The sequence below is a fragment of the Streptomyces sp. NPDC043738 genome, from assembly GCF_056436545.1.
Genome location: NZ_JBWKCJ010000024.1, coordinates 14,404 through 40,347 on the forward strand (window position 1 = coordinate 14,404; position 25,944 = coordinate 40,347).

Genomic DNA, 25,944 nt, shown 5'->3' on the forward strand with positions numbered 1-25,944 from the left:
TGGCACCGGGCTCAGCTCCGTATACCTCGACGGTGCCGCGCACCGGATGGTCCGCGCGGGCGGCGGTTTCCGGTGGCGGGAGCCTTGGTCGTGCCCCAACGGGTGCTCCGGCTCGTACGGCCGGGGGCGCCGCGCACTGCGCGGGCCGAGGGCCGTCCTCACGGTTGCGGGTCAGCGCCGGATTTCCACCGGCTTCCCCCGATCGGGTACGGATGAAGTTGTCCCGCACACCTTAACCGGCGCCCGGACGGGGCCCGCCCGCACGTACGAGCCGGGGAAGGCCGAAGTCGGCGAGGTTCATCACACCTCCCACGTGCATCACATCTCCCACGTGCGTCGTACCTCCCGCGTGCGTCACACCTCCCCTGTGCGTCACACCGCCCGGTACGTCGCCGGATCGGAGCCCGGTACCCGTTCCACGTCCCCCTGCTTCACCAGGCGGCGCAGATGTGCCTCGGCCTCCGAGACGGCGATGTTCCGGGAGCCGTACGGGATCTGTTCCCAGGTGCGGTTCCACTCCATGGCCACGGCGAGCTGCCAGGGGGTGAGGGGTTCGCGGAGCAGTGCCCTCAGTCCGCAGAGCCGCTCTTCATGGTGAGCGATGAGCTCGCGCACGCGCCCCTCGGCGTCGGTGAAGGCGTGCTGATGGGCGGGCAGTACCTCGGCGGGGGCGAGCCGGCCGACGCGTTCGAGGGAGGCGAGGTAGTCGCCCAGGGGGTCGGTGACCGTGCTGTCGTCCGGGTCCCCGTACAGGCCGATGTGCGGGGTGATGCCCGGCAGGAGGTGGTCGCCGGAGAAGAGCCGGCCGAAGCCGCGAGCCCGCTCGCCCGGATGCTCCTCCTCCAGGTGCAGGCACACATGCCCCGGCGTGTGCCCCGGCGTCCAGATGGCCCGCACCCGGCGTCCCGGCAGGTCGAGCAGCTCGCCGGGCTCGATGCCGCGGTCCGGCAGCGCCGCCTGTCGGCCGGGCAGCCTCCGGCCGCGCCCGTTGCCGCGCGCCTCCCGCAGGGGTGCCAGGTGGTCGTCCGGTGCGCCCGCGCCCGCGAGCTTGGCGATCAGGTAGTCGAGCCACTCGCCCGGCTCGGCCTCGCGGGTCCGGCGGACCACGGCGGTGTCCGCGGCGTGCATGGCGATCCAGGCGCCGGACGCCTGCCGCACCTTGGCGGAGAGGCCGTGGTGGTCGGGGTGGTGGTGGGTGATCAGGACGCCGTGGAGATCGGTGAGGGCGAAGCCGCAGGCGGTGACGCCCGCGACGAGGGCGTCCCAGGAGTCCGGATCGTCCCAGCCGGTGTCGATGAGCACCGGCCCGCGGTCGGTCTCCAGGAGGTGGACGAGGGTGTGGCCGAGCGGGTTGTCCGGGATGGGGACGGCGATGCTCCACACCCCGCCTCGGTGGTCGATCACCTGCGTGGTCATCCCGGTCCCCTCTCGGTGTGGCATACACCCCGTCACCCCGCACCTGCCCTCTCACTATAACTAGAACTGGTTTCAAGGCGGCCTGAAGTCGCCTTCGGTGAAAGGTGGTTGGGATGGTGGTGGGGATTCGGTCGGCGCCGTGGACTCCTCCAACTAGAACTGGTATCAGTTTCTGACGTGGTGGAACCGAGTGGTCCCGAGGCGATCGACTGGCGCAGTGCCAGATGTCAGTTCGCGGCAATCCAGCAATCCAGCAAAAAATCCAGCACTTCAGCGATGTAGCACTCCAGCACTCCAGCGACGCAGCAATCCAGCACTCCAGTGATGCAGCAGTCCAGCACAGCGATGCCCGGCAACACAGCGCTGTGGCACACGCACCTCACACGGCCGGCGCCAGACGGCCCGCGCAGGTGCGCACCCACATCGGACAGGCGGCCAACCCGCAGGAGGCGGCAGCGATGAGCGACCTCGTCGAGCACGGAAAGCTCTATATAGGCGGACAGCTGGTCGATCCGGCCGGCCGGGACACGATCGAGGTCGTCTCACCGCACACCGAACAGGTCATCGGCCGCGTCCCGCACGCCTCGCGGGCCGATGTCGACCGTGCGGTGGCCGCGGCCCGCGCGTCCTTCGAGTCCGGGGTGTGGGCGAACGCCCCGCTGGCGGACCGGATCGCGGTGGTGACCCGCATCAAGGACGCCTTCGCCGCGCGCAGCGAGGAGATCGCCAGGGTCATCAGCTCCGAGAACGGCACCCCGTTCACCTCCGGCGTCATGGTGCAGTCGCTGGCCTCGGTGCTGGCCTGGGACTCGGCGCTCACCGTGGCCCGCACCTTCGGGGGCGGCGAGGGGCAACCCGCTGACGGCAGCGCTCCGTTCGAGGAGCGGCGGGCGGGCGTGCTGGGGCCGATCCTCGTACGGCGGGAGCCGGTCGGAGTGGTCGCGGCCGTGGTGCCGTGGAACGTGCCGCAGTTCACCGCCGCGGCCAAGCTCGCCCCTGCCCTGCTGGCCGGCTGCTCGGCCGTGCTGAAGGTGTCGCCGGAGACCCCGCTGGACGCGTACCTCCTCGCCGAGATCGCGTCCGAGGCCGGGCTGCCGGAGGGCGTGCTGTCGATCCTGCCGGCGGACCGCGAGGTGAGCGAGTACCTGGTCGGGCACCCGGGAGTGGACAAGGTGTCGTTCACCGGATCGGTCGCGGCGGGCCGGCGGGTCATGGAGGTCGCGGCCCGCAACCTCAGCCGCGTCACACTGGAGCTGGGCGGCAAGTCCGCCGCGGTGATCCTCCCGGACGCGGATCTGGACGCGGCGGTGGCCGGCATCGTGCCGTTCGCCTGGATGATCAACGGCCAGGCCTGTGTGGCCCAGACGCGGATCCTCGCACCGCGCAGCCACTACGACGAGATCGCCGAACGGTTCACCGCGGCCGCCTCCGCGCTCACCGTCGGCGACCCGCTGGATCCGGCCACGGAGGTGGGCCCGCTGGTGGCCCGCCGCCAGCAGCAGCGCTCGCTGGACTACATCGCGCTCGGCCAGCAGGAAGGCGCCAAGGTCCTGACCGGCGGCGGCCGGCCGAAGGGGCAGGACACGGGCTGGTACGTCGAGCCGACCCTCTTCGGCGAGGTCGCCAACTCGATGCGGATCGCCCGCGAGGAGATCTTCGGCCCGGTCATCTGCCTGCTGCCGTACGACGACGAGGCGGCGGCGGTGCGGATCGCCAACGACTCCGACTACGGGCTGTCCGGCTCGGTGTGGACCTCCGACGTCGACCACGGCATCGACATCGCGCGGCAGGTGCGCACCGGTACGTACTCGGTGAACACCTTCAGCATCGACATGCTCGGCCCGTTCGGCGGCTACAAGAACTCCGGCATCGGGCGGGAGTTCGGCCCCGAGGGCTTCGGTGAGTACCTGGAGCACAAGATGATCCACCTGCCGGCGGGTGCCTGATGGCGGACCGCTGGCAGGTGGAGGTGGACCGGAGCGTCTGCATCGGGTCGGGGATGTGCGTCGGCACGGCACCGGACGGCTTCCGGCTGGACACCGCCCGGCAGTCGCACCCCGTCGCGCCGGAGGCGGACGCGACCGAGAGTGTTCTGGCGGCGGCCGAGGGGTGCCCCGTGGAGGCGATCATCATCACCGTGGCCGGCAGCGGCGAGGCGGTCTTCCCGCCGGAGGAGTGAGCGGCTCGGGGCGGGGCAAGGGGCTGGGGGCCTTAGGGGGTGGGGGCGGCGATCCCGTAGGGGTTCGATGGGCCCCCTACGGGCCAACTACCCGCGTGGGTCGCGGGGCGAACCTCGACCGACCCGGCACGCCCCTACCGCGCCCCCTCCGGTGCCGTCAGGTCGATCAGGCGGCACACCGTCTCGATGTCTATCTTCACCTGGGCGATCGAGGCCCGCCCCGACAGCCAGGTGATCAGTGCCGAGTGCCAGGTGTGCTCGATGACCCGTACCGCGGAGAGCTGTTCCGGGGTGGGCGGGACGTCCAGCCCCATGGCGTCCAGGATGATCGCCGTCGTCAGCCGCGAGACCGTGTCCACCTCCGGGCTCACCGACCGGTCGGCGAAGGTCAGCGCGCGCACCATCGCATCCGCGAGGTGCGGTTCGCGCTGCAGTGCGCGAAACGCCCGCATCAGGGTCTGGGCGACCCGTGCGCCCGGATCCTGTTCCGACGGCGGACGCTTGCGCAGCGTCTCGTGCATGTGCTGGAGCTGGTCCTGCATGGTGGCGACCAGCAGATGCACCTTGGAGGGGAAGTAGCGGTAGAGGGTGCCGAGCGCGACGCCCGAGGACTCGGCGACCTCGCGCATCTGCACGGCGTCGAAGCCGCCACGGGACGCCAGCTTGGCGCTGGTGTGCAGGATGCGGCGGCGCCGGGCCTCCTGACGCTCGGTCAGGGGAGGACTCGCGGGAAGCGCCGGTTTGGCCGCCTTGGATTCCGTAGTCATATTTCCCATTCCATGGCATTCCGTCCGCGATGCGGTGAGTGCCGGTGGTTCGATCGGCACAGCATGGCAGGGGGGCGGGTGGTGGCGCGAATCACCTGGTGCGGCTCTTTTCGCATCGGTCCTGGCCGGTAGATTCGAAGCTCGGTGAACTGATCAGTAGCCCGTCAGTTCTGTAACTTGTTCTAGATTACCGCCAGCGGTTACGCTCCGGCGAAAGTCCAGTGAGAAGGGGGCCGAGCGTGACCGCAGAGGCCGTCCAGGCAGCCGCGCCTCGCCCCGCAGAGGCCTCCACGGCCTCCGCCCCGACGAACGGCGAGCGCCCGGCGCGCACCGAGGCCCCCCACTCCGGAGACCACGGGCGCCCGGTGCGCGCCGAGGTCCCCCACCCCGGCGACCACGGGCGCCCCCTGCGCATCGCGATGCTCACGTATAAGGGGAACCCGTTCTGCGGCGGCCAGGGCGTCTATGTACGCCACCTCTCGCGCGAGCTGGCCCGCCTCGGCCACACCGTCGAGGTGATCGGCGCCCAGCCCTACCCCGTTGTCGACGAGGGCGTGGTGCTGACCGAGCTGCCGAGCCTGGACCTCTACCGCCAGCCGGACCCGTTCCGCACGCCGGGACGCGGCGAGTACCGCGACTGGGTCGACGCCCTCGAGGTGGGCACGATGTGGACCGGCGGCTTCCCCGAGCCGCTCACCTTCTCGCTGCGCGCCCGGCGCCATCTCGCCGCCCGCCGCGGCCAGTTCGACGTCGTCCACGACAATCAGACCCTCGGCTACGGTCTGCTCGGTGGCCCCGGTGCGCTCGGCGCCCCGCTGGTCACCACCATCCACCACCCCATCACCGTCGACCGGCGGCTCGACCTCGAGGCCGCCGACGGCTGGAAGCGCCGCGCCTCGGTCCGCCGCTGGTACGGCTTCACCCGCATGCAGAAGCGCGTCGCCCGGCGGCTGCCGTCCGTGCTGACCGTCTCCGGCTCCTCCCGCCAGGAGATCGTCGACGACCTCGGGGTGAACCCCGGCCGCATCCACGTCGTCCACATCGGTGCCGACACCGACCTGTTCTCGCCGGATGCCGCCGTCCCGGAGGTGCCGGGCCGGATCGTCACCACCTCCAGCGCGGACGTGCCCCTCAAGGGGCTGATCCACCTCGTCGAGGCGCTCGCCAAGGTGCGCACCGAGAATCCCGACGCCCACCTGGTGGTCGTCGGCAAGCGCGCCGACGACGGGCCGGTCGCCGCCGCCATCGAGCGGCTCGGGCTCACCGGCGCCATCGAGTTCGTCAAGGGCATCAGCGACGAGGAACTCGTCGACCTCGTCCGCGGTGCCCAGGTCGCCTGCGTCCCCTCCCTCTACGAGGGCTTCTCGCTGCCCGCGGCCGAGGCGATGGCCACCGGGACCCCGCTGCTGGCCACCACCGGCGGCGCGATCCCCGAGGTCGCCGGGCCCGACGGCGAGACCTGCCTCGCGGTGCCCCCCGGCGACGCCGACGCGCTCGCCGGCGGACTGCTCCGCCTCCTGGGCGACGAGGCGCTGCGCCGCCGGCTCGGCGCCGCCGGCCGGGAGCGGGTACTGGCCCGCTTCACCTGGCGGCAGGCCGCCATCGGCACCGCCGAGCGCTACCGCGAGGCGATCGCCCTCCAGGGCGGCCGGGTCGCCGCCCGCACCCTGCGCAGCTAGCCGCGCGCCCCTCGCACTTCCTGCAGCCACCACCGCCCGCCCGTCGCCCGACCTCCACCCCCAGAAGACGGCGCTTTGCGCCGACTGCCCACAACCGCCGGACGAAAGCAGAACCCCGTGCTGACCGTCGACTTTTCCCGTTTTCCGCTCGCTCCGGGCGACCGCGTGCTCGACCTGGGCTGCGGTGCCGGCCGGCACGCCTTCGAGTGTTACCGGCGCGGCGCGCAGGTCGTCGCCCTCGACCAGAACGGCGAGGAGATCCGCGAGGTCGCCAAGTGGTTCGCGGCGATGAAGGAGGCGGGCGAGGCCCCCGCGGGTGCCTCGGCCACCGCCATGGAGGGCGATGCGCTGGCCCTGCCGTTCCCCGACGACAGCTTCGACGTCGTGATCATCTCCGAGGTGATGGAGCACATCCCGGACGACAAGGGTGTGCTCGCCGAGATGGTGCGCGTCCTGCGGCCCGGCGGCCGGATCGCCGTCACCGTGCCCCGTTACGGCCCCGAGAAGATCTGCTGGGCGCTCAGCGACGCCTACCACGAGGTCGAGGGTGGCCATATCCGCATCTACCGCGGCGACGAGCTGGTCGGCAAGATGCGGGAGGCAGGCCTGGAGCCCTACGGCACGCACCACGCGCACGGGCTCCACAGCCCCTACTGGTGGCTCAAGTGCGCCTTCGGGGTGGACAACGACAAGGCGCTGCCGGTGCAGGCGTACCACAAGCTGCTGGTCTGGGACATCATGAAGAAGCCGCTGGCCACCCGGCTCGCCGAGCGGGCGCTGAACCCCGTCATCGGCAAGAGCTTCGTCGTCTACGCCACCAAGCCGCATCTGCCCGAGGCGCCGGCCGCCGCGCCCGTCAAGCGCCCCCGCCGCTCCACCAAGTCCTCCACCAAGTCCTCCGCCGGGGCCGCCAAGTGACGAGTCCAGGGCGTACCGAACGGCTCGTCCTGCCGGGGGTGCTCACCGCTGAACAGGCGGCCCATACGGTCGCCGGCATCCTGGCGACCCAGCGCGAGGACGGCGCGATCCCCTGGTTCCGGGGCCACCACCTCGACCCGTGGGACCACACCGAGGCCGCCATGGCCCTGGACGCGGCCGGCGAACACGAGCGCGCCGAGGCCGCGTACGACTGGCTGGCACGCCACCAGAACCCGGACGGTTCCTGGTACGCGGCCTACGCCGACGGTGACGCCGAGGCGCCCACCGACCGCGGCCGGGAGACCAACTTCTGCGCGTACATCGCGGTCGGCGTCTGGCACCACTTCCTGTCGACCGGCGACGAGGCCTTCGTCGACCGCATGTGGCCCGCGGTCTCCTCGGCGATCGCCTACGTCCTCGAGCTCCAGCAGCCCGGCGGCGAGATCGGCTGGAAGCGCGAGGACGACGGCACCCCCGTCAACGACGCGTTGCTGACCGGCTCGTCCTCCGTCTACCAGGCGCTGCGCTGCGCGCTCGCGCTCGCCGAGCAGCGCGAGGAGCCGCAGCCCGACTGGGAGCTGGCGGTCGGCCGGCTGGGCCATGCGATACGCAACCACCCCGAGCGGTTCCTGGACAAGAGCCGCTACTCCATGGACTGGTACTACCCGATCCTGGGCGGAGCGGTCCGGGGCGAGGCGGCCAGGGAGCGCATCGACGCCGCCTGGGAAGACTTCGTGGTCCCGGGTCTGGGCGTGCGCTGCGTACTGCCCAACCCCTGGGTCACCGGCGGCGAGAGCGCGGAGCTGGCACTGGCCCTGTGGGCCATGGGGGAGTCCGAGCGGGCCGTGCAGATCCTCAAGTGGATACAGCATCTGCGCGCCGAGGACGGCATGTACTGGACCGGCTACGTCTTCGACGACGACGCGATCTGGCCGCGCGAACTCACCTCCTGGACGGCCGGTTCCCTGCTGCTCGCGGTCGCGGCCGTGGGCGGCGACGAGGCGACGACGTCGGTCTTCGGCGGCGAGCGGCTGCCGACCGGGCTCGATCCGGACTGCTGCCGGTAGGCGGCGGCGCGGCTTCAGCCGCGCGGCATCAGCGGTCCCGGCGCGTCGCGAATTAGGACGCCCCGGGACCTCGATGCGCACTACTGTGCGACGCATGACTCTCCAAGGCTCCCTCTCCCACGAGGAATACTGCGCCCAACTTCTCGCCGAGACAGCCGAGTTCCGCAAGATCGTGCGCAGCGCCGATCTGTCGGCGACCGTGCCGACCTGTCCCGACTGGACGCTCGCCGACCTCGCCCGGCATGTCGGGGGTGCACATCGCTGGGTCGGCACCCTCGTCACCACCCGCGCTTCTGAGAACGTCGACCCCGCGGCCGTCCCCGATGCCGCCGGGCCCGAGGGCGAGGACGCGGCGGCGCTGGACGCCTGGCTGGCGGCGGGCGTCGAGCAGACCGTGGCCGCGCTACGGGAAGCAGGCCCCGACGCCGAGGTGTGGAGCTGGACGACGGCCCACCACGCGGGGTTCTGGGCCCGCCGGATGGTCCACGAGACGGCCGTCCACCGCGCCGATGCCGCGCTCACCGCCGGCGTCCCCTTCGAGCTTCCGGCGCCGGTCGCCGCGGACTGTCTGGAGGAGTGGCTGCAGATCGGTGAACTGCCGGACGTCGTGGCCCGCTTCGCCGAGCGCGGGCGCAAGGCGTTCGGCCACGGCCGGACGATCCACGTCCACGCCACCGACGCCCCGCCCGAGCTGAACGCCGAGTGGCTGCTCGACCTCACGGGGGAGGCGCCCTCCCACCGGCGCACCCACGAGAAGGCCGCGGTCGCGCTGCGCGGCAGCCTCACCGACGCCCTCCTGGTCCTCTACCGCAGGCTGCCCGCCGACAGCGGCCGGGTGGAGGTGCTGGGCGAGCGGGCGGTGCTCGACCAGTGGCTGGAGTGGGCGAGCTTCGGGTAGAGCGGCCGGGCCGGGCTTCAGGAGTTCAGCTCGGCCAGCACCCGTAGGGTGTGCGGGTCCGGCGCGGTGACCAGCAGGTCGGTGACCGGGCCCGTGCGCCACAACTCCAGCCGCTCCGCGATCCGTTCCCGCGGGCCGACCAGGGAGATCTCGTCGGCGAAGGCGTCCGGCACGGCGCGGACGGCCTCCTCCCTGCGGCCTTCGAGGAAGAGCCGCTGCACCCGCCGGGCCTCCTCCTCGAAGCCCATCCGTGCCATCAGGTCGGCATGGAAGTTCTTGGCCGCATGGCCCATTCCGCCGATGTAGAAGCCCAGCATCGCCTTGACCGGCAGCAGCCCCTCGGCGACGTCGTCGCAGACCACGGCGCGCGCCATCGGGGCGATGAGGAAGCCCTCGGGGGCGTGCGCCAGCGACGCCCGGTAGACGTCGGTGCGCTGCGGAGACCAGTACAGCGGCAGCCAGCCGTCCGCGATCCTGGTCGTCTGGGCGATGTTCTTGGGGCCCTCCGCGCCCAGCAGCAGCGGCAGGCCGGGGCGCAGCGGGTGGGTGATGGGCTTGAGCGGTCTGCCGAGGCCGGTGCCGTCCGCGCCGCGGTAGGGATGGGAGTGGAAGAGCCCGTCCACCTCCACCGGCCCCTCGCGGCGCAGGACTTGGCGGATCACCTCCACGTACTCCCGGGTGGCGGTCAGCGGGCTCTTGGGGAACGGCCGCCCGTACCACCCCTCGACGACCTGCGGCCCGGACAGTCCCAGGCCCAGCAGCAGCCGTCCGCCCGAGAGATGGTCCAGGGTCAGGGCGTGCATCGCGGTGGCGGTGGGGGTGCGGGCGGCCATCTGCGCGATGCCGGTACCCAGCCGGATGCGGGAGGTGTGGGCGGCGATCCAGGTGAGCGCGGTGAAGGCGTCCGAGCCCCAGGCCTCCGCGGTCCACACCGAGTCATAGCCCAGTCGCTCGGCCTCGCGGGCGAGTTCGAGGTGCCGGGGGTCGGGGCCGCGTCCCCAGTAGCCCAGTGCCAGACCGAGTCGCATGCTGATCGCCTCTCTCCGACGGTGACCGCTCGCCCACCCGTGGCTGACGCAGCGTCAGATGCGGGGTGTCCGCGAACTGTACGGCGGCCTCGCGGGCAGTGCAACGGCCCCCCGCCCGCGAGGGGCGAGGGGCCGCGAAAGGACCGCTGTGCGTCCGGTCGTCCACCGGGCTCTTCGCCCGGCGGTCCGTCCGGTGTCAGCCGCGCTGGATGCCGGTGGTGTCCTGCAGGACGCCGCGCCGGCCGTCCTGGGTCTGCGCGATCAGGGCCTGGCCGCGCTGCTCCACCGCGAGGTACCAGGTGCCGGGCGCCAGTTCGGCGATCGGCGCCGGAGCACCGTCCTCGCCGTACAGCGGGCGCGCGACGGGCACCGCGAACCAGAACGGCGCGAAGTCCGCCGGGCTCCCGGCCGCCGGGGTGGCGCCCGCCGGGCCGCCGGCCGTGGCGTCGACCGGAGCCTGCTGCCCGTGGGTCTGCCCCGCCTGCGGCTGCTGGCCGCCCGGGTAGCCGTAGCCCTGGCTCGCCTGCTGCTGCGCGCCGGGGTAGCCGTAACCCGGGGTGGGGCCGGCCCCGTACGGGGCGGCGGCCGGAGCCTTGGGGGCGCCGATCAGGGCGACCTTCAGTGCCGGGACGAGCGGCGTGGCGACCGCGCCGCCGGCCAGGATCAGTGCGGCGATCAGACCGAGGATCAGACCGGCGCCGGCGTTGTGGGAGTCGATGATGGTCCAGAACGCCGTCCACGCGGCGAAGATGCCGAGGGCGACGCCGAGCTGGCCGAGGTCGAGCCCCGCGACCTTGCGCTGCTGCGGCAGCATCCGGGTGACGGCGATGATCGCCGCGGCGATCACACCGGCCAGGTACACGCTCATGAGGGTCGACAGCACGTCCCAGGCGTTGATGCTGCTGTAGTCCTGGGCCTCGCAGTACTTGGCGAGCGGGCCGGAGCAGTCCGGGCCGCCGGTGGAATCGAGGAACGAGGCGATGAACAGCAACACCGCTGCTCCGATCACCACGCCGTCGCCTCGAGTGAGGGAGCGGATGTTCACGTAAGGGTCCTTTGTCTCTTTCGTGGGCTGGTCGTCGCTGTCGCGGTGCGAGGCACGGCGGTGGCCACCCATCGTAAAGGGGAACCTATCGCCGAATCCGGCGGGTCGTCGTGTTCGTTTCCGCGTGCTATCGGCTGGCGCATCGGAGCCGCTTCCCCACCCCGCGTCGGCGGGTATCGGATCCGGCCGCCGCGGTCGCGGTCAGCGCGTCAGGAAGTCCGTAATGCCCTCGGTGATCCCGAGGGCCGCTTTCTGCCGCCACTTGGGATCGGTCAATTGCGCGGCGTCCTTCGGATCGCGCATATTGCCGCACTCGATGAACACCTTCGGCACCGTGGAGAGGTTGAGGCCGCCGAGGTCGGAGCGTACGTCGAGCCCCGTGCCGCCGCCGATGTAATTGGACGGCTCACTTCCGGTCACCGCCCTGAACCGGCGGGCCAGCCCTTCGCCGAGCTGCCGCGAGGGCTCGACGATGCCGGAGGTGTCCGCCGACCCGGCCGTGACGCGCGCGGGCAGGATGACGTGGAAGCCGCGGTTGCCGGTACCCGAACCGTCGGCGTGGAGGGAGAGCGCGGCATCGGCGTGCGCCTTGTTCCCGATGGCCGCGCGCTCGTCCACGCACGGCCCGTACGGACGGTCGCCGTTCTGAGTGAAGACGACCTCGGCGCCCTGGCGTTCGAGGAGCGTGCGGGCCCGGCGGGCGACGTCCAGGGTGAAGGACGCCTCCGGGTAGCCGTCGTTGGTGGCGGTGCCGGTGGTGTCGCACTCCTTGCGCCCGGTGCCGATGTCCACCAGCCGGGCGATCTCCCGGCCGTGATCGCGGTTGCGCGGATTGTGGCCGGGGTCGATCACCACGGTTTTGCCCTTGAGGCTGCCGCGTCGAGGGCCGGCCGTGCCGGAGCCGCCACCCGGGGTGCTTCCCCGCCCGTCCGCGCCGTCGGGGGAGCCGCCGTGCCCCGCCGCGCCGCCGGCCGCCTCGGCCGCGGCGGACCGGCCCGGTGCGGGCTGTCCCGCTCGTGGCGGCTCGCCGCCGTCGCCGCCCGAGGACCGCCAGGCCAGCCAGCCCCCGAGGCCGACGACCACCACTGCCACCAGCACCAGGAGCAGGGTGCCGCGCAGGCGGCGGGGCGGGGGGAAAGTGCTGCCGTTCGACACGTCCGCGATGGTAGCCCGCTCAGATGCCGGCGCCGGTGCGCCGCAGGACGTGCAGCGACCGGTGCGCGGAGATCTCGGTGAAGGCGCCGGACTCCAGTGCCCTGCGGTAGATGCGGTACGGGGCCTGGCCGCCGTCCGCCGGGTCCGCGAAGACGTCGTGGATGACCAGCAGCCCGTCGGGCGCGATATGCGGGGCCCAGCCCTCGTAGTCGGCCCGGGCGTGCTCGTCGGTGTGCCCGCCGTCGACGAAGACCAGGCCGACCGGCGCCCGCCACAGGGCCGCGATCTGCGGCGACCGGCCCACCAGGGCGATCACCTGGTCCTCCAGCCCGGCGGAGTGCAGGGTGCGGCGGAAGGTGGGCAGCGTGTCCATCCGGCCGACCTCGGGGTCGACGACGGACGGATCGTGGTACTCCCAGCCCGGCTGCTGCTCCTCGCTGCCCCGGTGGTGGTCGACGGTGACGGCCATCACCCCGGCGCCTCGCGCGGCGTCCGCGAGCAGGATGGTGGACCGGCCGCAGTAGGTGCCGACCTCCACCAGGGGCAGCCCGAGCGCCGCCGCCTCGCTCGCCGCGGCGTACAGGGCGAGCCCCTCGTCCACGGGCATGAAGCCCTTCGCCGCCTCGAACGCGGCGAGTATCTCCGGCCGCGGAGCGGGCTGAGCCGTGGGAGCGGACATGGGCTTCCTCCAGGTGGTGCGGTCAGGGGGCTCATCGTGCCGTATCGGGTGGGGCGGGTGGTGTGGGGGTCTGCCTATGAGACGTATGAGCCATGGCGTAGGGCACAGGGCATATACGGATATCGGAACGAGGGTTCGCATTTCCCCTCGCCCGCTCTTCCGTCCGCCCGCTCTCACGGTGTCCGTTCTTCGGGAACCGGTCGTTCCGGTGGCCGTTCTTACGGAGTCCGTTCCACCGGTGCCCGTTTCTTCCGTACGGGGAGCGCAGGTCCCGGCAACTGTCGTTCGGCGTCCGTTCCCGTCGATTTTCGGCGGGCGTTTCGCCGATGCCCGAAAGCGGCGATTGCGCGCGGGCGCGGGGAGGCCGCCGGGAAAAGCGATCCGGCCCGTACCGGAATTTCCCCTACCGTTTCCGGGCCCGGCTTCCGGGTCCGCTTCTCGGCTTCCGTGAGCCCGCTCCCCGGCCAGCGGCCGTCGGCTCCACCCCGCCGCCGAATCCCGGCCGCATCCGCATCTGGCCTTCCGTCAGATTGGAACGTGTTCTAATCTGCGCCGCATGGGCATCGGAATCACGCAGGAGCACCATGACCTCGCCGAGGCGGCATCCGGCTGGGCCGCGCGCGCCGTACCGCCCGAGGAGGTGCGCAAGCTGCTCGACGCCGCGCCCGGGCGGCAGGGGCGGCCCGCCTACTGGGACGGGCTCGCGGCGCAGGGCCTGCTCGGCCTCCATCTCCCCGAAGCCGACGGCGGAGGCGGCGGCGAACTGCTCGACCTCGCGGTCGTACTGGAGGAGCTGGGCCGCGCCGCGCTCCCCGGCCCGTATCTGCCCACCGTCCTCGCCGCGGAACTGCTGCACCGCGCCGGCGAGCACACCCTTGTGCGGGCCCTCGCCACCGGCGGACGCATCGCCGCCGTCGCGCTCGGCCCGGGCTCGCTCACCGCCGTCGAGGCCGCCGACGGCTACGTCCTGGACGGCACCGCGCCCCCGGTCCTCGCCGGCGCCGACGCGGATCTGATCGTGCTGGCGGCCGAAGGGGCCACCACGACCGTCTGGTGCGCCGTCGACGCCGACACGCTGGACGTACGCCCCCAGGAGAGCGCCGACCCGACCCGGCCGACCGCGGAGGTGAGCGCGGAGGGGGTGCGGGTGCCCGGCGAGCGGGTGCTGGCCCTCGACAACGCCCTCGTCCGGGACCTGGCCGGCGTGCTGTTCGCCGCGGAGAGCTGCGGAACGGCGGCCTGGGCGCTGCGCACCGCCGCCGAACACGCCGCCGTACGTGAGCAGTTCGGCCGCCCGATCGGCCAGTTCCAGGGCGTCAAACACCTCTGTGCCGACCTGCTCGTACGCTGCGAGCAGGCCCGTGCCCTGGTCTGGGACGCGGCCCGGGCGCTGGACCAGACGCCCAAGGTCCGCGGACTGGTCGCGGCGCTGGCCACCGCCACCGCCCTGGACGCCGCCTTCAGCTGCGCCAAGGACTGCATCCAGATCCTCGGCGGCATCGGCTTCACCTGGGAGCACGACGCCCACCTCCACCTGCGGCGGGCGACCGTGGCCCGCCAGCTGCTGGGCGGCGGCGACACCCACCGGCTGCGCGCCGCCCGCCACGCCGCCGACGGCGCCCGGCGCGCGCTGCGCCTCGAACTCCCCGCCGAGGCGGACGGGTACCGCGCCGAGGCCCGCAGGGTCGTCGACGGGTTACGCGGACTGGACCCCGCCGCGGTACGCCGCGCGCTGGCACCCACCGGCTATGCCGCGCCGCACCTCCCCGAGCCCTACGGCCTGGGCGCCGGGCCCGTCCGGCAGCTGGCGATCCAGCAGGAGATGGCGGCCGCCGGGGTCGAGATCAGCGATCTGGGCATCGCCACCTGGGTGGTGCCCTCCCTGATCGCCCACGGCACCCGGGCGCAGCAGGAGCGCCTGATGCTTCCGACGCTGCGCGGCGAACTGCTGTGGTGCCAGCTGTTCTCCGAGCCGGAGGCCGGTTCCGACCTGGCGTCGCTGCGGACCCGCGCCGAGCGGGTGGACGGCGGCTGGCGGGTCAACGGCCAGAAGGTGTGGACCTCGGCGGCCCAGTGGTCGAGCCACGGGATCCTGCTCGCCCGCACGAACCCGGACGCGCCCAAGCACAAGGGCCTGACGTTCTTCCTCGTCGACATGGCGACCCCCGGCATCGAGGTCCGCCCGCTGAAGGAGATCACCGGCGACGCGCTGTTCAACGAGGTCTACTTCGACGATGTGCTGCTGCCGGCCGACGCCGTGGTCGGCGAGGTCGACAACGGATGGCGGGTGGCCCGTACCACCCTGGACAACGAACGCGTCCACATGGCCGACCAGTTGACCTTCGACACCGGTCTGGAGGCGCTCCTCGGCCGCGCCGCCGGACTGGACGCGTCGATACACCTCCGCCTCGGCGCGCTGGCCGCCGAGGCGCACGCCCTGGGCTGCATCGGGCTGCGGACCACGCTCCAGCAGGTATCGGGCCTGGAACCGGGCGCCGGAGCCAGCATCCGCAAGCTGGTGCAGACCCCGCACCAGCAGAAGGTCGCCGAGCTGGCGCTGGAACTCCTCGGGCCGGCCGGCGCGGTGCGCGAGGGCGTTGGTGAGCGGGCGCTGCACGGCTTCTTGATGTCGCGCTGTCTGACCATCGCCGGCGGCACCACCCAGGTGCAGCGCAACGTCGTCGCGGAGCGGCTGCTCGGCCTGCCCCGCGACCCGGAGCCCCGTCCCCTCATCTGACGCACCGCAGCCCCTTCATCTGCCGCACCGCTACCTCTCCAGGAGGACACATATGGCCGGCAAGGCGTTCATCGTCGGCGTCGGGATGACCAAGTTCGAGAAGCCCGAGACCCGCGAGTGGCAGTACTGGGACATGGCGAAGGAGGCGGGCGGAAAGGCGCTCGCCGACGCGGGGATCGGCTACGAGGCGGTCGAGCAGGTGCCGGTCGGCTACTGCTACCAGGCCTCGACGGCGGGCCAGCGTGCCGTGTACGAACTCGGCCTGACCGGCATCCCCGTCTACAACGTCAACAACAACTGCGCGACCGCCTCGACCGCGCTGATGATGGCCCGCCAGTTCGTCGAGGCGGGGATCAACGACTGTGTGCTGGCGCTCGGTTTCGAGAAGATGCGCCGCGGTGCGCTGGGCGGCGGCGCGGACGGAGCTGCCCGTGGCGGAGCCGCTGATGTCGGGGGCAGCACGTCTCCGGTGGCCCGCCACTACGGCGTGATGGCGGCCGCCCACGGCTTCGAGCGGACCCCGCCCACCGCCCAGATCTTCGGCAACGCGGCCCGTGAGCACATGGAGCGCTACGGCACCACGGCGGAGCAGCTCGCCGCGGTCGGCGCGAAGAACCACCGGCACTCCGCCCACAACCCCCACGCCCAGTTCCAGGAGGTCTACACGGTCGCGGAGGTCCTCGCCGCCAAGACCATCCACCGTCCGCTGACCAGGCTCCAGTGCTCGCCGACCTCGGACGGGGCGGCCGCCGTGGTCGTCGCCTCCGAGCGGTTCGTCCGCGAACACGGGCTGGCCGACCGGGCGGTGGAGATCGCCGCGCAGGCCATGACGACCGACACCGAGGACAGCTTCGCCTCCGGCTCCTGCATCGACGTGGTCGGCAAGCCGATGTCGCGCGCCGCGGCCCGGCAGGTGTACGCGGCCAGCGGCCTGGGCATCGAGGACGTCGACGTCATCGAGCTGCACGACTGCTTCTCGGTCAATGAGCTGCTGACGTACGAGGCCTTGGGCATGTGCGCGGACGGCGAGTCCGGGAAGCTGGTCGCCGAAGGCGCCACGACCTACGGCGGCCGCTGGGTGGTCAACCCCTCCGGCGGCCTGATCTCCAAGGGACATCCGCTGGGCGCGACGGGCCTGGCCCAGGCCGCGGAGCTGGTCTGGCAGCTGCGCGGTACGGCGGGTGAACGCCAGGTCCCCGGTGCGCGGGTGGGCCTGGCCCACAACATCGGGCTGGGCGGGGCGGCGGTGGTGACGCTGCTGCGGCGGTGAGCCGGGTGGGGCGGTGAGTCCGGTGAGACTGGTGCGGCGGCCCGCCTCCGTCCCGCGACCTAGGTCCCCGGGTCCGGTGGTAGATGCACCGATATCCCGATGCGGGGGGCAAGCGGCGAATGCGAGCATGGTCCGCATGCCCCCGATAGCCTCCCCCGCGACCCTGTCCGAAACTCCGCGCCGCACGGTCGCACCGGCCTGGCTGGTGATGCTCCTGGTCTGCGCCGGTCAGTTCCTGGTCGTCCTGGACGTCTCCGTCGTGAACGTGGCGCTGCCCGCCGTACGGACCGGGCTGGGGCTGAGCGAGCTGGGCCTGCAGTGGATCGTCAACGCGTACGTCATCACCTTCGCCGGCTTCATGCTGCTCGGCGGCCGGGCCGCCGACCTCTTCGGCCGCAAGCGGGTGTTCGTCGTCGGGCTGGCGCTGTTCACCATCGCCAGTCTGGGGGGCGGGCTGGCGCAGCAGCCGTGGCAGCTGATCACTGCCCGAGCGGTTCAGGGCATCGGCGCCGCCGTGCTCTCCCCGGCGACCCTCACGATCCTGACCACGTCGTTCCCGGCCGGTCCGGCCCGTACCCGGGCCATCGCCACCTGGACGGCGGTCGGCGCCGGCGGTGGCGCGGTGGGCGGCCTGGTCGGCGGGGTGCTCACCGAGTTCCTGTCGTGGCGCTGGGTGCTGCTGATCAATGTGCCGGTCGGGGCGCTGGTGCTGATCGGTGCGGTGCTGTGGCTCACCGAGAGCCGGCAGGGCCTCGGGCGGCGGCTCGACGTGCCGGGCGCGCTGCTGGTGACCGGCGGGCTGGGGCTCGTGGCGTACGGGATCGTGCAGACCGAGACGGACGGCTGGACGTCGGCGTCCGCGCTGCTTCCGCTGGCCGCCGGGCTGGTCGTGCTCGCGGTCTTCCTCACCGTCGAGGCGCGGGCCAAGGCACCGTTGATGCCGCTGGGGCTCTTCCGGCTGCGCCCGGTCTCCTCGGCGAACGCGGCGATGGTGCTGCTCGGCGCCGCGATGTTCTCGATGTGGTACTTCCTGTCGCTCTACATGCAGAACGTACTGGGCTACCCGCCGCTGCAGGCCGGGCTCTCCTTCATTCCGCACTCGCTGAGCATCGTCCTCGGCTCCAAGCTCGGACCCCGGCTGATGAACCGGATGGGCGCCAAGACCCTGGCCGTCGCCGGTGCGGTGATCTCCGCGTCGGGCATGGCCTGGCAGGGCGCGATGGGCGTGGACGGCACGTACCTGGGCACGCTCCTCGGCCCCGGCGTCCTGATGGCGCTGGGCGCGGGCCTGACCGCGACCCCGGTCGCCGCCATCGCCACCTCCGGCGCCGACCCCGCCGACCAGGGCCTGGTCTCCGGCCTGATCAACACCTCACGTCAAATGGGCGGTGCGCTGGGCCTGTCGGTCCTGTCCACGATCGCCGCCGCCCGTATCGAGGCGGGGCACGGCGCGCAGGCCCTGGCGGACGGCTACGCCCTGGCCTTCCAGGTCGGCACGGTGGTCCTCCTGGGCGGCATCGTGCTCATGGTCGTCGCCCTGCCCAGGCGCCGGACGGACTCCGCGCACGGTCAGGACTCCGCGCACGGTCAGGACTCCGCGCACGGTCAGGACTCCGCCCACGGTCAGGAATCCGCCCACGGTCAGGACTCCGCCCACGGTCAGGACTCCGCGCACGGTCAGGAATCCGCCCAGAAGTAGGGACGGCCAAGCAGGAGGGACGGACGGCCGAGGAGTAGGGACGGCCGAGGAACAGGGACGGCCGAGGAGGAGGAGCCCCGCGCGCGGAAGCAAGACCCGCCCGGGGATCGCTCCCTACAGCCACCCGTTCTGCCGGGCCGTGCGTACCGCCTCCATGCGGTTGCGGGTGCCGGTCTTGCCGATGGCCGCGGAGAGGTAGTTGCGGACGGTGGCCTGGGAGAGGTGGAGCCTGCCGGCGATATCGGCGACCGTGGCGCCGTCCACCGCGGCGGTGAGGACGTCGCGTTCGCGCTGGGTCAGCGGACTGGGGCCGGCGCTCAGCGCGGCCGCGGCCAGGCCCGGATCGATCACACGCTCTCCGGCGAGCACCCGGCGGATCGCCGCCGCCAGCTCCTCCACCGGGCCGTCCTTCACCAGGAAGCCGGACGCTCCGGCCTCCATGGCGCGCCGCAGATAGCCGGGCCGGCCGAAGGTCGTCACGATCAGGACCTTGCAGGACGGCAGTTGCGTGCGCAGGTCGGCCGCGGCGTCCAGGCCGCTGCGGCCGGGGAGTTCGATGTCCAGGAGGGCGATGTCGGGACGGGCGTCCAGGGCGGTGGCGACGATCTGGTCGCCCGCCGCCACCTGCGCCACGACCTCCATGTCCTCTTCCAGGTCGAGCAGCAGCGCCAGCGCACCCCGCATCATCCCCTGGTCCTCGGCGAGGAGGACTCTTACCGGTCGTTCGGGGGGCTGCTGGCCTGGCGTGTCCGTCATACGCCAAGAGTAGACAGCCTGATCCAGCTCCTTGATCACCTCGGCGGCTCCTTCATCTCCGGCATATCGGCCGTGCCGACCGGGAGTTCGGCCGTGACACGGAAGCCGCGCCGGCCGTCGGGGCCGCTGTGCAGGGTGCCGCCCGCCGCGGCCAGCCGCTCGGTGAGTCCCTTCAGGCCGGTGCCGCCGACCGGGCCCGAGGCGTCTGCGGGACCGCGGCCGTCGTCGGTGACCGTCAGCCGTACCCGCTCCTCGTCGGCGTGCACATCGATCTCGCAGCGGGTGGCGCCGCTGTGCCGGACGGTGTTGGTGACACCCTCGCGGACCACCCAGCCCAGCAGCGCGCCGGTCTGCGGGGGCAGCGGCGGCCCGGCCTGGCGTACGACGGGGTCGATACCGGCCGCCTCCAGCGCCGAACGGGCCCGGTCCAGTTCCGTGGCCAGGCTGCCCTCGCGATAGCCGGTGACCGCCTCGCGGATCTCGGTCAGCGCCTGCCGGCCGACCGCCTCGATGTCGGCGGCCTGGGCGAGCGCCGCGTCCAGATTGCGCGGTGCCAGGCGGCGGACCGCCTCGGCCTTGACCACCACCACGGACAGGGTGTGCCCCAGCAGATCGTGCAGATCGCGGGAGAAGCGCAGCCGCTCCTTCTCCACGGCGCTGCGGGCGAGTTCCTGGCGGGTGGCGTTCAGCTCCTGGATGGTGTCGAACAGGCTCAGGACCGTGGCCGTCACCATGCCGGACAGGAACGTGCCGTATCCGATGCCGAACGAGCCGGAGGGGTCGCCGTCGCGCCAGCCGGACAGATAGCCGGCCGCACCGCTGAGGGAGATCAGCCACAGGGCGAGCTTCTTGCCCCGCAGGGCGCGGACCGTGCCGGAGGCCAGCGACAGCAGCGGGAAGAACAGGAACCAGTTGTCGCCGAACCCGAGCGCGATGGCGAAGGTGATGGCGGTCAGCACCCCCAGGGCGATGAGCGGATAGCGGGAGTCGCGCCGCCGTGGGTTGAAGGAGGACCACACGACGCTGACGTAGAAGGAGTTGAAGGCGAGCAGTCCGAGGCCGGCCAGCCAGGGGTTGCCCGTCTTGCCCTGGATGATGTTGGAGAAGGCCCCCAGGCCCATCAGGAGCCAGGGCAGGAAGGCGTACTTGCCCGGCCCCCTGTCCGGCTTCTTGCTCCCCGGCTTCGCCGTGCACGAGGTCATCTGCACGCCGTCCGTGCCGTCCGTGCCGTCCGCGCCGTCCGTGGCGTTCATGCTGTCCACGTCGTTCGCCTTGCCGGGGCGCGGCCCACCCGTGTTCTGCTGCTGTGTCCGTTGCACTGTCGCTTCCCAGCTCCGCCGTCGTCGGTCACACCGTTCGCGCGGCCCGACGGTATGCGTACACCGCATAACCGCCGAAGAGTGCCAGCCAGGCGGCCAGTACCGCCACCGCGGTGAGGCTCGGAGCGCCGCCCTGGGTGACGCTCTGGCCCAGCTCGGCGAAGCGGTTGCCGGGCGTCCAGGAGGACAGCGAGCGCAGCCAGCCCGGGAACAGCTCTGCCGGGAACCACAGGCCGCCGACGATCGAGAGCAGCAGCATGCAGCCCGTGTTGACCACACCGGTGGACTGTGCGGAGAGGCGGTAGCCGTTGCCGAGCCCGAGGAGGGTGAAGGGGGCGGTGCCCACCCACAACAGCCCGACCAGCGCGGCCCACTGCCAGGCAGGCATCCGGACGCCGTTGACCAGCGCGCCCACCAGCAGTACGGAGGCGATGGCCGGCAGCACCGTCACCGAGCCGGTCAGCCCCCGGCTCACCACCACGCGCACCGGGCTCAGCGGGGTGATCCGCAGCTGCCGAAGCCAGCCCAGCTGCTTGTCCTCGGCGACGCCGGTGCCCGTGCCGATCGCCGCGCCCAGCGCGCCGTACGCCGCCATCCCGACCATCGAGGCGGTCTTCCACTCCGCGGACGCGCCGCCGGGGCCCGCCCCGATGTTGGTCATCAGCACATACATCAGCACCGGCATCCCGATGCCGAAGATCACAAAGCCCTTGTCGCGCAGCGTGCGGCGGATTTCGAGACGGATGTAGTCGACCATCACGCGGTCTCCTTCAGGGACGGGGCGCCGGCTTCGGCGGAGGTGAGGGTGAGGAAGGCGTCCTCCAGGCTGGCGGGGGCGACCTGCAGGCCGCGGACCAGACCGCGCCCGGCCAGCGCCAGGACCGTCGCGTCGGAGTCCGTCGTGCGCAGCAGCGCGCGGTCGCCCCGTATCTCCACGGCACTCACGCCGGGCAGTCCGGGCAGCGGCTCGGTCGCCGCCCCCGCGAGGTCGAAGGAGACCAGCGACCCGCCGGCCCGCCGTCTGATCTCCTCGCCGCTGCCGTCGGCGACCACCTTGCCGCCGTCGATCACCACGATCCGGTCGGCGTTGTCGTCCGCCTCCTCCAGATAGTGGGTGGAGAACACGACGGTGTTGCCGCGGCGGGCGTAGGCCCGCATGGAGCGCCAGAACGCCCGGCGGGCCTCGACGTCCAGCGCCGCGGTCGGCTCGTCGAGCACCAGCAGCTCGGGGTTGCCGGCCAGCGCCATCGCGAAGCGGACCCGCTGGGCCTGCCCGCCGGACAGCCGGTCCACTCTCCGCCCGGCGAACTCGGCGAGGCCCGCGAGCTCCAGGGCCTCGGCGACGTCCAGAGGAGCGGGGTAGGTGGCGGCGACGAAGGCGATCAGTTCGCGGACCGTGACCCGCGGGACGGCCTTGCCGTCCTGGAGCATCGCGCCGACCCTGCCGGCCCGTACGGCGGTCTCCGGTGTGCCGCCGAAGAGCCGCACCGTGCCCGAGCCGGGCGGCAGCAGGCCCAGCAGCATGTTGATGGTGGTGGACTTGCCGGCGCCGTTGCGCCCGAGCAGTGCCACCGTTTCGCCCGCGGTGATCTCCAGGTCGAGTCCGTCCACGGCGCGGACCGATCCGTAACTCCGAGTCACTTCGCAGAATGCGACCGTCGTGCCGCCGCCGTCCCTGCGCGCCGCGCGCGAACCCCCTGCCACCTGCGTTGTTTCCGCCCTCATGGCCCGCCCCTCCGGTCGGCTCACTGTCCGCTCCCTGTCCTGCGTCCGGTCGCGCTTTCCGTCTTCGACATTACGGAGAGTTGTCGGGCTGCGGCAGATGCGAATGTGTGGGATCCGCACTGACAAATGTCATGGGCCGACGACGGGGGTGCCTGCCCGGCCACTGATCTGACTGAGCGTCAGAGGGTCTTCCGAGTGCCGGGAGGATCGGCTATACATGAGGGCCATCGGCTAGAACGCGTTCTAGATGTGTCCCATGTGCCGGCGGAGCGCGGCCGCGCCGACCAGATACGACCCCGGCACGGCCGACGGTGCGGACGGCCGGGCCGGGGTCTTCACACCGTGGTGAAGGAGCAACAGCCCCATGCCCATCGACGTCGCCAAGGCCACCTCCGCCGAGCCGCGGACCACCGAACTCGCCTGGGACCACAAGGACGTCCAGCTCTACCACCTCGGCATCGGGGCCGGCGCGGCCACACCGCAGAAGCCGCACCCCGCCACCGACCCGGACGAACTGCGCTACACCCTGGAGAGCGCACTGCACGTCCTGCCCAGCTTCGCCACCGTGGCGGGCGGCGGGATGGCGGTGGCCGGCGGCCTCTCCGCGCCCGGCATCGACGTCGACCTCGCGGCCGTCCTGCACGGCGGACAGTCCGTCACCGTGCACCGCCCCCTCCCGGTGCACGGCCGCGCCACGCAGACCTCCTCCGTCCCGGCCGTCTACGACAAGGGCAAGGCCGCGCTGATCGTGCTGCGTTCGGAGGTCGCCGACGAGGAGGGACCGCTGTGGACCTGCGACACGCAGATCTTCGTCCGGGGCGAGGGCGGCTTCGGGGGCGAACGAGGGTCCTCCGCGCGCCTCGAACTTCCCCAGCGCGCCCCTGATCTGAGCACCGAACGGCATATCCGCGAGGACCAGGCGCTGCTCTACCGCCTCTCCGGGGACTGGAACCCGCTGCACGCGGACCCCGAGTTCGCCGTGCTCGCCGGCTTCGACCGGCCGATCCTGCACGGGCTGTGCACCTACGGGGTCGCGCTCAAGGCGGTCGTCGACACGGTGCTCGACGGGGACGTGACCCGGGTGCGCTCGTACGCCACCCGATTCGCGGGAGTGGTGTTTCCGGGCGAGACCCTCCGCATCCGCGCGTGGCGGGAGCCCGGCCGGGTCCAGGTGTCGGTCACGGCACCCGAGCGGGATGACGCGGAGGTTCTGACGGACACCGTGGTGGAGCACAGCTAGGGCTTGGGCGTCTCTGCCGGACAGCCCCCACTCGACGCTTGAGAGGACGCGACATGCGCGCAGCCGTACAGCACGAGACCGGTCAGGACAAGCTGGAGGTGCTCGACGACGTCGAGGCGGTGGGGTTCGGTCCTGGGAAGGTCAGGGTCCGCATCCGGGCGACGGGGCTGTGCCACTCCGACCTCTCGGCCATGAGCGGAGTGCTGCCGCAGCCCGCCCCCTTCGTTCCCGGGCACGAGGGAGCCGGGGAGGTCCTCGACGTCGGCGACGGTGTCACCGGCGTGGGCCAGGGGGACCGGGTCCTGATCTGCTGGCTGCCCGCCTGCGGCAGCTGTCCGTCCTGCAAGCGCGGCCAGACCCACCTGTGCCTGGCCGGATTCCTGAACGCCGGCACGCCCAACTTCAAGCGCCCCGGTGGAGACGTGTTCGGCTTCGCCGGCACCGGTACCTTCGCCGAGGAGGTCGTGGTCCCCGCCAACTGCGCGGTCCCCATCCCGGACGACGTCCCCTACGAGATCGCCGCGCTGATCGGCTGCGGTGTCACCACCGGGCTCGGCGCGGCCCTCAACACGGCCGAGGTGGCGGCCGCCTCCTCGGTGGCGGTCATCGGGTGCGGCGGCGTCGGCATCTCCACCATCCAGGGCGCGCGGGCCTGCGGCGCGGCCCAGATCATCGCCGTCGACCCGGTGCCGGCCCGCCGTGAGGCCGCGCTGCGCTTCGGCGCCACCGAGGCCGTCGCCCCCGAGGAACTCGCCGACGCCAAGGCCCGGATCACCGCGGGCGAGGGCTTCGACTACGTCTTCGAGGTGGTCGGCAAGTCCGCCACCGCCCGCACCGCCTACGAGACGACCCGGCGCGGTGGCACCCTGTGCGTGGTCGGCGCGGGCGCCATGGACGACACCTTCCAGGTCAACATGTTCGAGCTGTTCTTCGACGAGAAGCGGATCCTGCCGTCCCTGTACGGGGGCGCGGACGTGCTGCGCTCCTACGAGCGGGCCATCGCCCTGTGGCGGGCCGGCCGGATCGATCTGGCCGGCCTGATCACCCACCGCGTCCAGCTCGCCGAGATCAACGACGCGCTCGACCAGATGCGTTCCGGGATCGCGCTGCGCACCTGCATAGAGATCTGACCGCGCGCCCGTGGACCTGCCGCGCGCCTGTGGACCTCCCGTGCGCGCGGGCCGGCCGGCACGCCAGAGAACCGATCGAGAGGACAGGAAGAGCGATGGCACAGCCACTTGAGGGCCTGACCGCGATCGTCACCGGGGCCGGCCGCGGACTGGGCCGCGCCGAGGCCCTCGAACTCGCCCGGCTCGGTGCCCGGGTCGTGGTCAACGACTACGGGCAGCCGGGCCGCGACGGCTCGGGCGAGGCCTCCGCGGCACCCGCCGAGGACGTCGCCGCCGAGATCCGGGCGGCGGGCGGCCAGGCGGTCGCCCACCTCGGCGACGTCGCCGACCACGAACAGGCCGGCGCGCTCGTGCAGTTGGCGGTCGCCACCTTCGGCCGGCTCGACATCCTGGTCAACAACGCGGGCATCCTCCGCGACCGGATGGTGTTCTCGATGACCGAGGACGAATGGGACTCGGTCATCCGCGTCCACCTCAAGGGCCACTTCAACACCACCCACTTCGCCGCGATCCACTGGCGCGAACGCTCCAAGGCCGCCGGCGCCCCGGTGCACGGCCGGATCATCAACACCTCCTCGGAGGCGTTCCTGGCCGGCTCGGCGGGCCAGCCCAACTACGCCGCGGCCAAGGGGGGCATCGTCGGCCTGACGACCTCCACGGCGCTGGCGCTGGCCAAGTACGGCGTGACGGCCAACGCGATCTGCCCGCGTGCCCGCACCCGTATGACCGAGGACGTCTTCGCCGGCTTCGAGGAGCCGGCGGACGGCGGGCTCGACGCGCTCGCCCCCGAGCATGTCGCCCCGCTCGTCGGCTATCTGGCCGCGCCGGCCGCGGCCGGGGTCAACGGCCAGCTGCTGGTCGTGCACGGCGGCATGGTCGCGATCGCCGAACGCCCGCGGATCGTCGCCAAGTTCGACACCGCCAAGGAGGTCTTCAGCTTCGAGGAGCTGGACGGGCTGCTGACGCCGTACTACGCGCAGCGCCCGCCGAACGAGACCTTCGCGGCGGCCGAGGTGCTGGGACTCAAGCACGGCTGACGGGCGGACCGGCGGACCAGGCGGCCCGCCCGGCGGACGACCCGCGCAAACGGCCGCGGGGGGGGGGGGGGGGGGGGGGGGGGGGGGGGGGGGGGGGGGGGGGGGGGGGGGGGGGGGGGGGGGGGGGGGGGGGGGGAGGGGGGGGGGTGGGGGGGGGGGGGAGAGGCGAAGGCACCTACCAGGGGGTCCCCATCGGATGC

At 72.6% G+C, this 25,944-nt stretch carries 22 protein-coding genes; 12 read left to right on the top strand and 10 right to left on the bottom strand.

What is annotated here, in order from left to right:
- Positions 1–372 precede the first annotated feature (372 nt).
- A complete protein-coding gene (locus AC0680_RS27120) occupies positions 373–1,416 on the bottom strand; it encodes an MBL fold metallo-hydrolase (RefSeq protein WP_478633510.1) in 1,044 nt (347 codons plus the stop codon).
- A 458-nt stretch (positions 1,417–1,874) separates the two neighbouring features.
- Between AC0680_RS27120 and AC0680_RS27125 the strand changes: the two genes are divergently transcribed.
- Positions 1,875–3,362 carry an aldehyde dehydrogenase gene (locus AC0680_RS27125; RefSeq protein ID WP_478633762.1) on the top strand — a complete coding sequence of 496 codons (1,488 nt, stop codon included), beginning with the start codon at positions 1,875–1,877 and terminating at the stop codon, positions 3,360–3,362.
- Positions 3,362–3,595: a ferredoxin gene (locus tag AC0680_RS27130; RefSeq protein ID WP_478633513.1), complete on the top strand. Its 234-nt coding sequence runs from the start codon at positions 3,362–3,364 to the stop codon at positions 3,593–3,595. The genes AC0680_RS27125 and AC0680_RS27130 overlap by 1 nt, the downstream gene beginning before the upstream one ends.
- A gap of 134 nt (positions 3,596–3,729) precedes the next feature.
- Here the strand turns inward: AC0680_RS27130 and AC0680_RS27135 are convergent, their stop codons facing one another.
- Positions 3,730–4,362, bottom strand: coding sequence for a TetR family transcriptional regulator (locus AC0680_RS27135; RefSeq protein ID WP_478633515.1), 633 nt, complete (start codon positions 4,360–4,362; stop codon positions 3,730–3,732).
- Between the two features lie 239 nt (positions 4,363–4,601).
- On the opposite strand from AC0680_RS27135, the gene AC0680_RS27140 reads away from it, so the two are divergent.
- The 4 genes from AC0680_RS27140 to AC0680_RS27155 all read left to right on the top strand — a co-directional run bounded on the left by AC0680_RS27140 (position 4,602) and on the right by AC0680_RS27155 (position 8,924).
- Complete coding sequence (locus AC0680_RS27140; RefSeq protein WP_478633518.1) at positions 4,602–6,041, top strand: glycosyltransferase family 4 protein; 1,440 nt, start codon at positions 4,602–4,604, stop codon at positions 6,039–6,041.
- A gap of 117 nt (positions 6,042–6,158) precedes the next feature.
- A complete protein-coding gene (locus AC0680_RS27145; protein ID WP_478633521.1) occupies positions 6,159–6,959 on the top strand; it encodes a class I SAM-dependent methyltransferase in 801 nt (266 codons plus the stop codon).
- Positions 6,956–8,026, top strand: coding sequence for a prenyltransferase/squalene oxidase repeat-containing protein (locus AC0680_RS27150; protein ID WP_478633524.1), 1,071 nt, complete (start codon positions 6,956–6,958; stop codon positions 8,024–8,026). The genes AC0680_RS27145 and AC0680_RS27150 overlap by 4 nt, the downstream gene beginning before the upstream one ends.
- Positions 8,027–8,120: 94 nt before the next feature.
- Positions 8,121–8,924, top strand: a complete 804-nt coding sequence (locus AC0680_RS27155) for a maleylpyruvate isomerase family mycothiol-dependent enzyme (RefSeq protein WP_478633526.1) — start codon at positions 8,121–8,123, stop codon at positions 8,922–8,924.
- Positions 8,925–8,941: 17 nt separating this feature from the next.
- Here the strand turns inward: AC0680_RS27155 and AC0680_RS27160 are convergent, their stop codons facing one another.
- The 4 genes from AC0680_RS27160 to AC0680_RS27175 form a co-directional block, all read right to left on the bottom strand.
- On the bottom strand, positions 8,942–9,952 hold the full coding sequence (locus AC0680_RS27160) for an LLM class F420-dependent oxidoreductase (RefSeq protein ID WP_478633529.1): 1,011 nt from the start codon (positions 9,950–9,952) through the stop codon (positions 8,942–8,944).
- A gap of 196 nt (positions 9,953–10,148) precedes the next feature.
- On the bottom strand, positions 10,149–10,997 hold the full coding sequence (locus AC0680_RS27165; RefSeq protein ID WP_478633531.1) for a DUF5336 domain-containing protein: 849 nt from the start codon (positions 10,995–10,997) through the stop codon (positions 10,149–10,151).
- A gap of 201 nt (positions 10,998–11,198) precedes the next feature.
- Complete coding sequence (locus AC0680_RS27170; protein ID WP_478633534.1) at positions 11,199–12,152, bottom strand: N-acetylmuramoyl-L-alanine amidase; 954 nt, start codon at positions 12,150–12,152, stop codon at positions 11,199–11,201.
- A gap of 19 nt (positions 12,153–12,171) precedes the next feature.
- Positions 12,172–12,831 (bottom strand): class I SAM-dependent methyltransferase, encoded by a 660-nt coding sequence (locus AC0680_RS27175; protein WP_478633537.1) that lies wholly within the window; start codon positions 12,829–12,831, stop codon positions 12,172–12,174.
- 556 nt (positions 12,832–13,387) lie between these two features.
- Between AC0680_RS27175 and AC0680_RS27180 the strand changes: the two genes are divergently transcribed.
- From AC0680_RS27180 to AC0680_RS27190, 3 genes are all read left to right on the top strand, one after another.
- Positions 13,388–15,568 carry an acyl-CoA dehydrogenase gene (locus tag AC0680_RS27180; RefSeq protein ID WP_478633540.1) on the top strand — a complete coding sequence of 727 codons (2,181 nt, stop codon included), beginning with the start codon at positions 13,388–13,390 and terminating at the stop codon, positions 15,566–15,568.
- Between the two features lie 52 nt (positions 15,569–15,620).
- Positions 15,621–16,838, top strand: coding sequence for a lipid-transfer protein (locus AC0680_RS27185; RefSeq protein ID WP_478633543.1), 1,218 nt, complete (start codon positions 15,621–15,623; stop codon positions 16,836–16,838).
- 127 nt (positions 16,839–16,965) lie between these two features.
- On the top strand, positions 16,966–18,537 hold the full coding sequence (locus AC0680_RS27190; protein WP_478633545.1) for an MFS transporter: 1,572 nt from the start codon (positions 16,966–16,968) through the stop codon (positions 18,535–18,537).
- Positions 18,538–18,651: 114 nt separating this feature from the next.
- Here the strand turns inward: AC0680_RS27190 and AC0680_RS27195 are convergent, their stop codons facing one another.
- From AC0680_RS27195 to AC0680_RS27210, 4 genes are all read right to left on the bottom strand, one after another.
- Entirely contained in the window at positions 18,652–19,293 is a 642-nt protein-coding gene (locus AC0680_RS27195; protein ID WP_478633548.1) for a response regulator, read from the bottom strand.
- A gap of 35 nt (positions 19,294–19,328) precedes the next feature.
- On the bottom strand, positions 19,329–20,495 hold the full coding sequence (locus AC0680_RS27200) for a sensor histidine kinase (RefSeq protein ID WP_478633764.1): 1,167 nt from the start codon (positions 20,493–20,495) through the stop codon (positions 19,329–19,331).
- A gap of 145 nt (positions 20,496–20,640) precedes the next feature.
- Positions 20,641–21,369: an ABC transporter permease gene (locus tag AC0680_RS27205; protein WP_384441055.1), complete on the bottom strand. Its 729-nt coding sequence runs from the start codon at positions 21,367–21,369 to the stop codon at positions 20,641–20,643.
- Positions 21,369–22,337: an ABC transporter ATP-binding protein gene (locus tag AC0680_RS27210; RefSeq protein ID WP_478633550.1), complete on the bottom strand. Its 969-nt coding sequence runs from the start codon at positions 22,335–22,337 to the stop codon at positions 21,369–21,371. The genes AC0680_RS27205 and AC0680_RS27210 overlap by 1 nt, the downstream gene beginning before the upstream one ends.
- A gap of 364 nt (positions 22,338–22,701) precedes the next feature.
- Here AC0680_RS27210 and AC0680_RS27215 point away from each other — a divergent pair, with 364 nt between their 5' ends.
- The 3 genes from AC0680_RS27215 to AC0680_RS27225 all read left to right on the top strand — a co-directional run bounded on the left by AC0680_RS27215 (position 22,702) and on the right by AC0680_RS27225 (position 25,744).
- On the top strand, positions 22,702–23,577 hold the full coding sequence (locus AC0680_RS27215; RefSeq protein WP_478633551.1) for a MaoC/PaaZ C-terminal domain-containing protein: 876 nt from the start codon (positions 22,702–22,704) through the stop codon (positions 23,575–23,577).
- A 53-nt stretch (positions 23,578–23,630) separates the two neighbouring features.
- Entirely contained in the window at positions 23,631–24,707 is a 1,077-nt protein-coding gene (locus AC0680_RS27220; RefSeq protein WP_478633553.1) for a Zn-dependent alcohol dehydrogenase, read from the top strand.
- A 95-nt stretch (positions 24,708–24,802) separates the two neighbouring features.
- Complete coding sequence (locus AC0680_RS27225; RefSeq protein WP_478633556.1) at positions 24,803–25,744, top strand: 3-oxoacyl-ACP reductase; 942 nt, start codon at positions 24,803–24,805, stop codon at positions 25,742–25,744.
- Positions 25,745–25,944: the final 200 nt, after the last annotated feature.

Coding starts and splice junctions, on each gene's coding strand:
- AC0680_RS27120 (WP_478633510.1), bottom strand. CDS start 1,416: ATGACCACGCAGGTGATCGACCACCGAGGCGGGGTGTGGAGCATCGCC.
- AC0680_RS27125 (WP_478633762.1), top strand. CDS start 1,875: ATGAGCGACCTCGTCGAGCACGGAAAGCTCTATATAGGCGGACAGCTG.
- AC0680_RS27130 (WP_478633513.1), top strand. CDS start 3,362: ATGGCGGACCGCTGGCAGGTGGAGGTGGACCGGAGCGTCTGCATCGGG.
- AC0680_RS27135 (WP_478633515.1), bottom strand. CDS start 4,362: ATGACTACGGAATCCAAGGCGGCCAAACCGGCGCTTCCCGCGAGTCCT.
- AC0680_RS27155 (WP_478633526.1), top strand. CDS start 8,121: ATGACTCTCCAAGGCTCCCTCTCCCACGAGGAATACTGCGCCCAACTT.
- AC0680_RS27160 (WP_478633529.1), bottom strand. CDS start 9,952: ATGCGACTCGGTCTGGCACTGGGCTACTGGGGACGCGGCCCCGACCCC.
- AC0680_RS27175 (WP_478633537.1), bottom strand. CDS start 12,831: ATGTCCGCTCCCACGGCTCAGCCCGCTCCGCGGCCGGAGATACTCGCC.
- AC0680_RS27180 (WP_478633540.1), top strand. CDS start 13,388: ATGGGCATCGGAATCACGCAGGAGCACCATGACCTCGCCGAGGCGGCA.
- AC0680_RS27185 (WP_478633543.1), top strand. CDS start 15,621: ATGGCCGGCAAGGCGTTCATCGTCGGCGTCGGGATGACCAAGTTCGAG.
- AC0680_RS27190 (WP_478633545.1), top strand. CDS start 16,966: ATGGTCCGCATGCCCCCGATAGCCTCCCCCGCGACCCTGTCCGAAACT.
- AC0680_RS27195 (WP_478633548.1), bottom strand. CDS start 19,293: ATGACGGACACGCCAGGCCAGCAGCCCCCCGAACGACCGGTAAGAGTC.
- AC0680_RS27200 (WP_478633764.1), bottom strand. CDS start 20,495: ATGACCTCGTGCACGGCGAAGCCGGGGAGCAAGAAGCCGGACAGGGGG.
- AC0680_RS27205 (WP_384441055.1), bottom strand. CDS start 21,369: ATGGTCGACTACATCCGTCTCGAAATCCGCCGCACGCTGCGCGACAAG.
- AC0680_RS27210 (WP_478633550.1), bottom strand. CDS start 22,337: ATGAGGGCGGAAACAACGCAGGTGGCAGGGGGTTCGCGCGCGGCGCGC.
- AC0680_RS27215 (WP_478633551.1), top strand. CDS start 22,702: ATGCCCATCGACGTCGCCAAGGCCACCTCCGCCGAGCCGCGGACCACC.
- AC0680_RS27220 (WP_478633553.1), top strand. CDS start 23,631: ATGCGCGCAGCCGTACAGCACGAGACCGGTCAGGACAAGCTGGAGGTG.
- AC0680_RS27225 (WP_478633556.1), top strand. CDS start 24,803: ATGGCACAGCCACTTGAGGGCCTGACCGCGATCGTCACCGGGGCCGGC.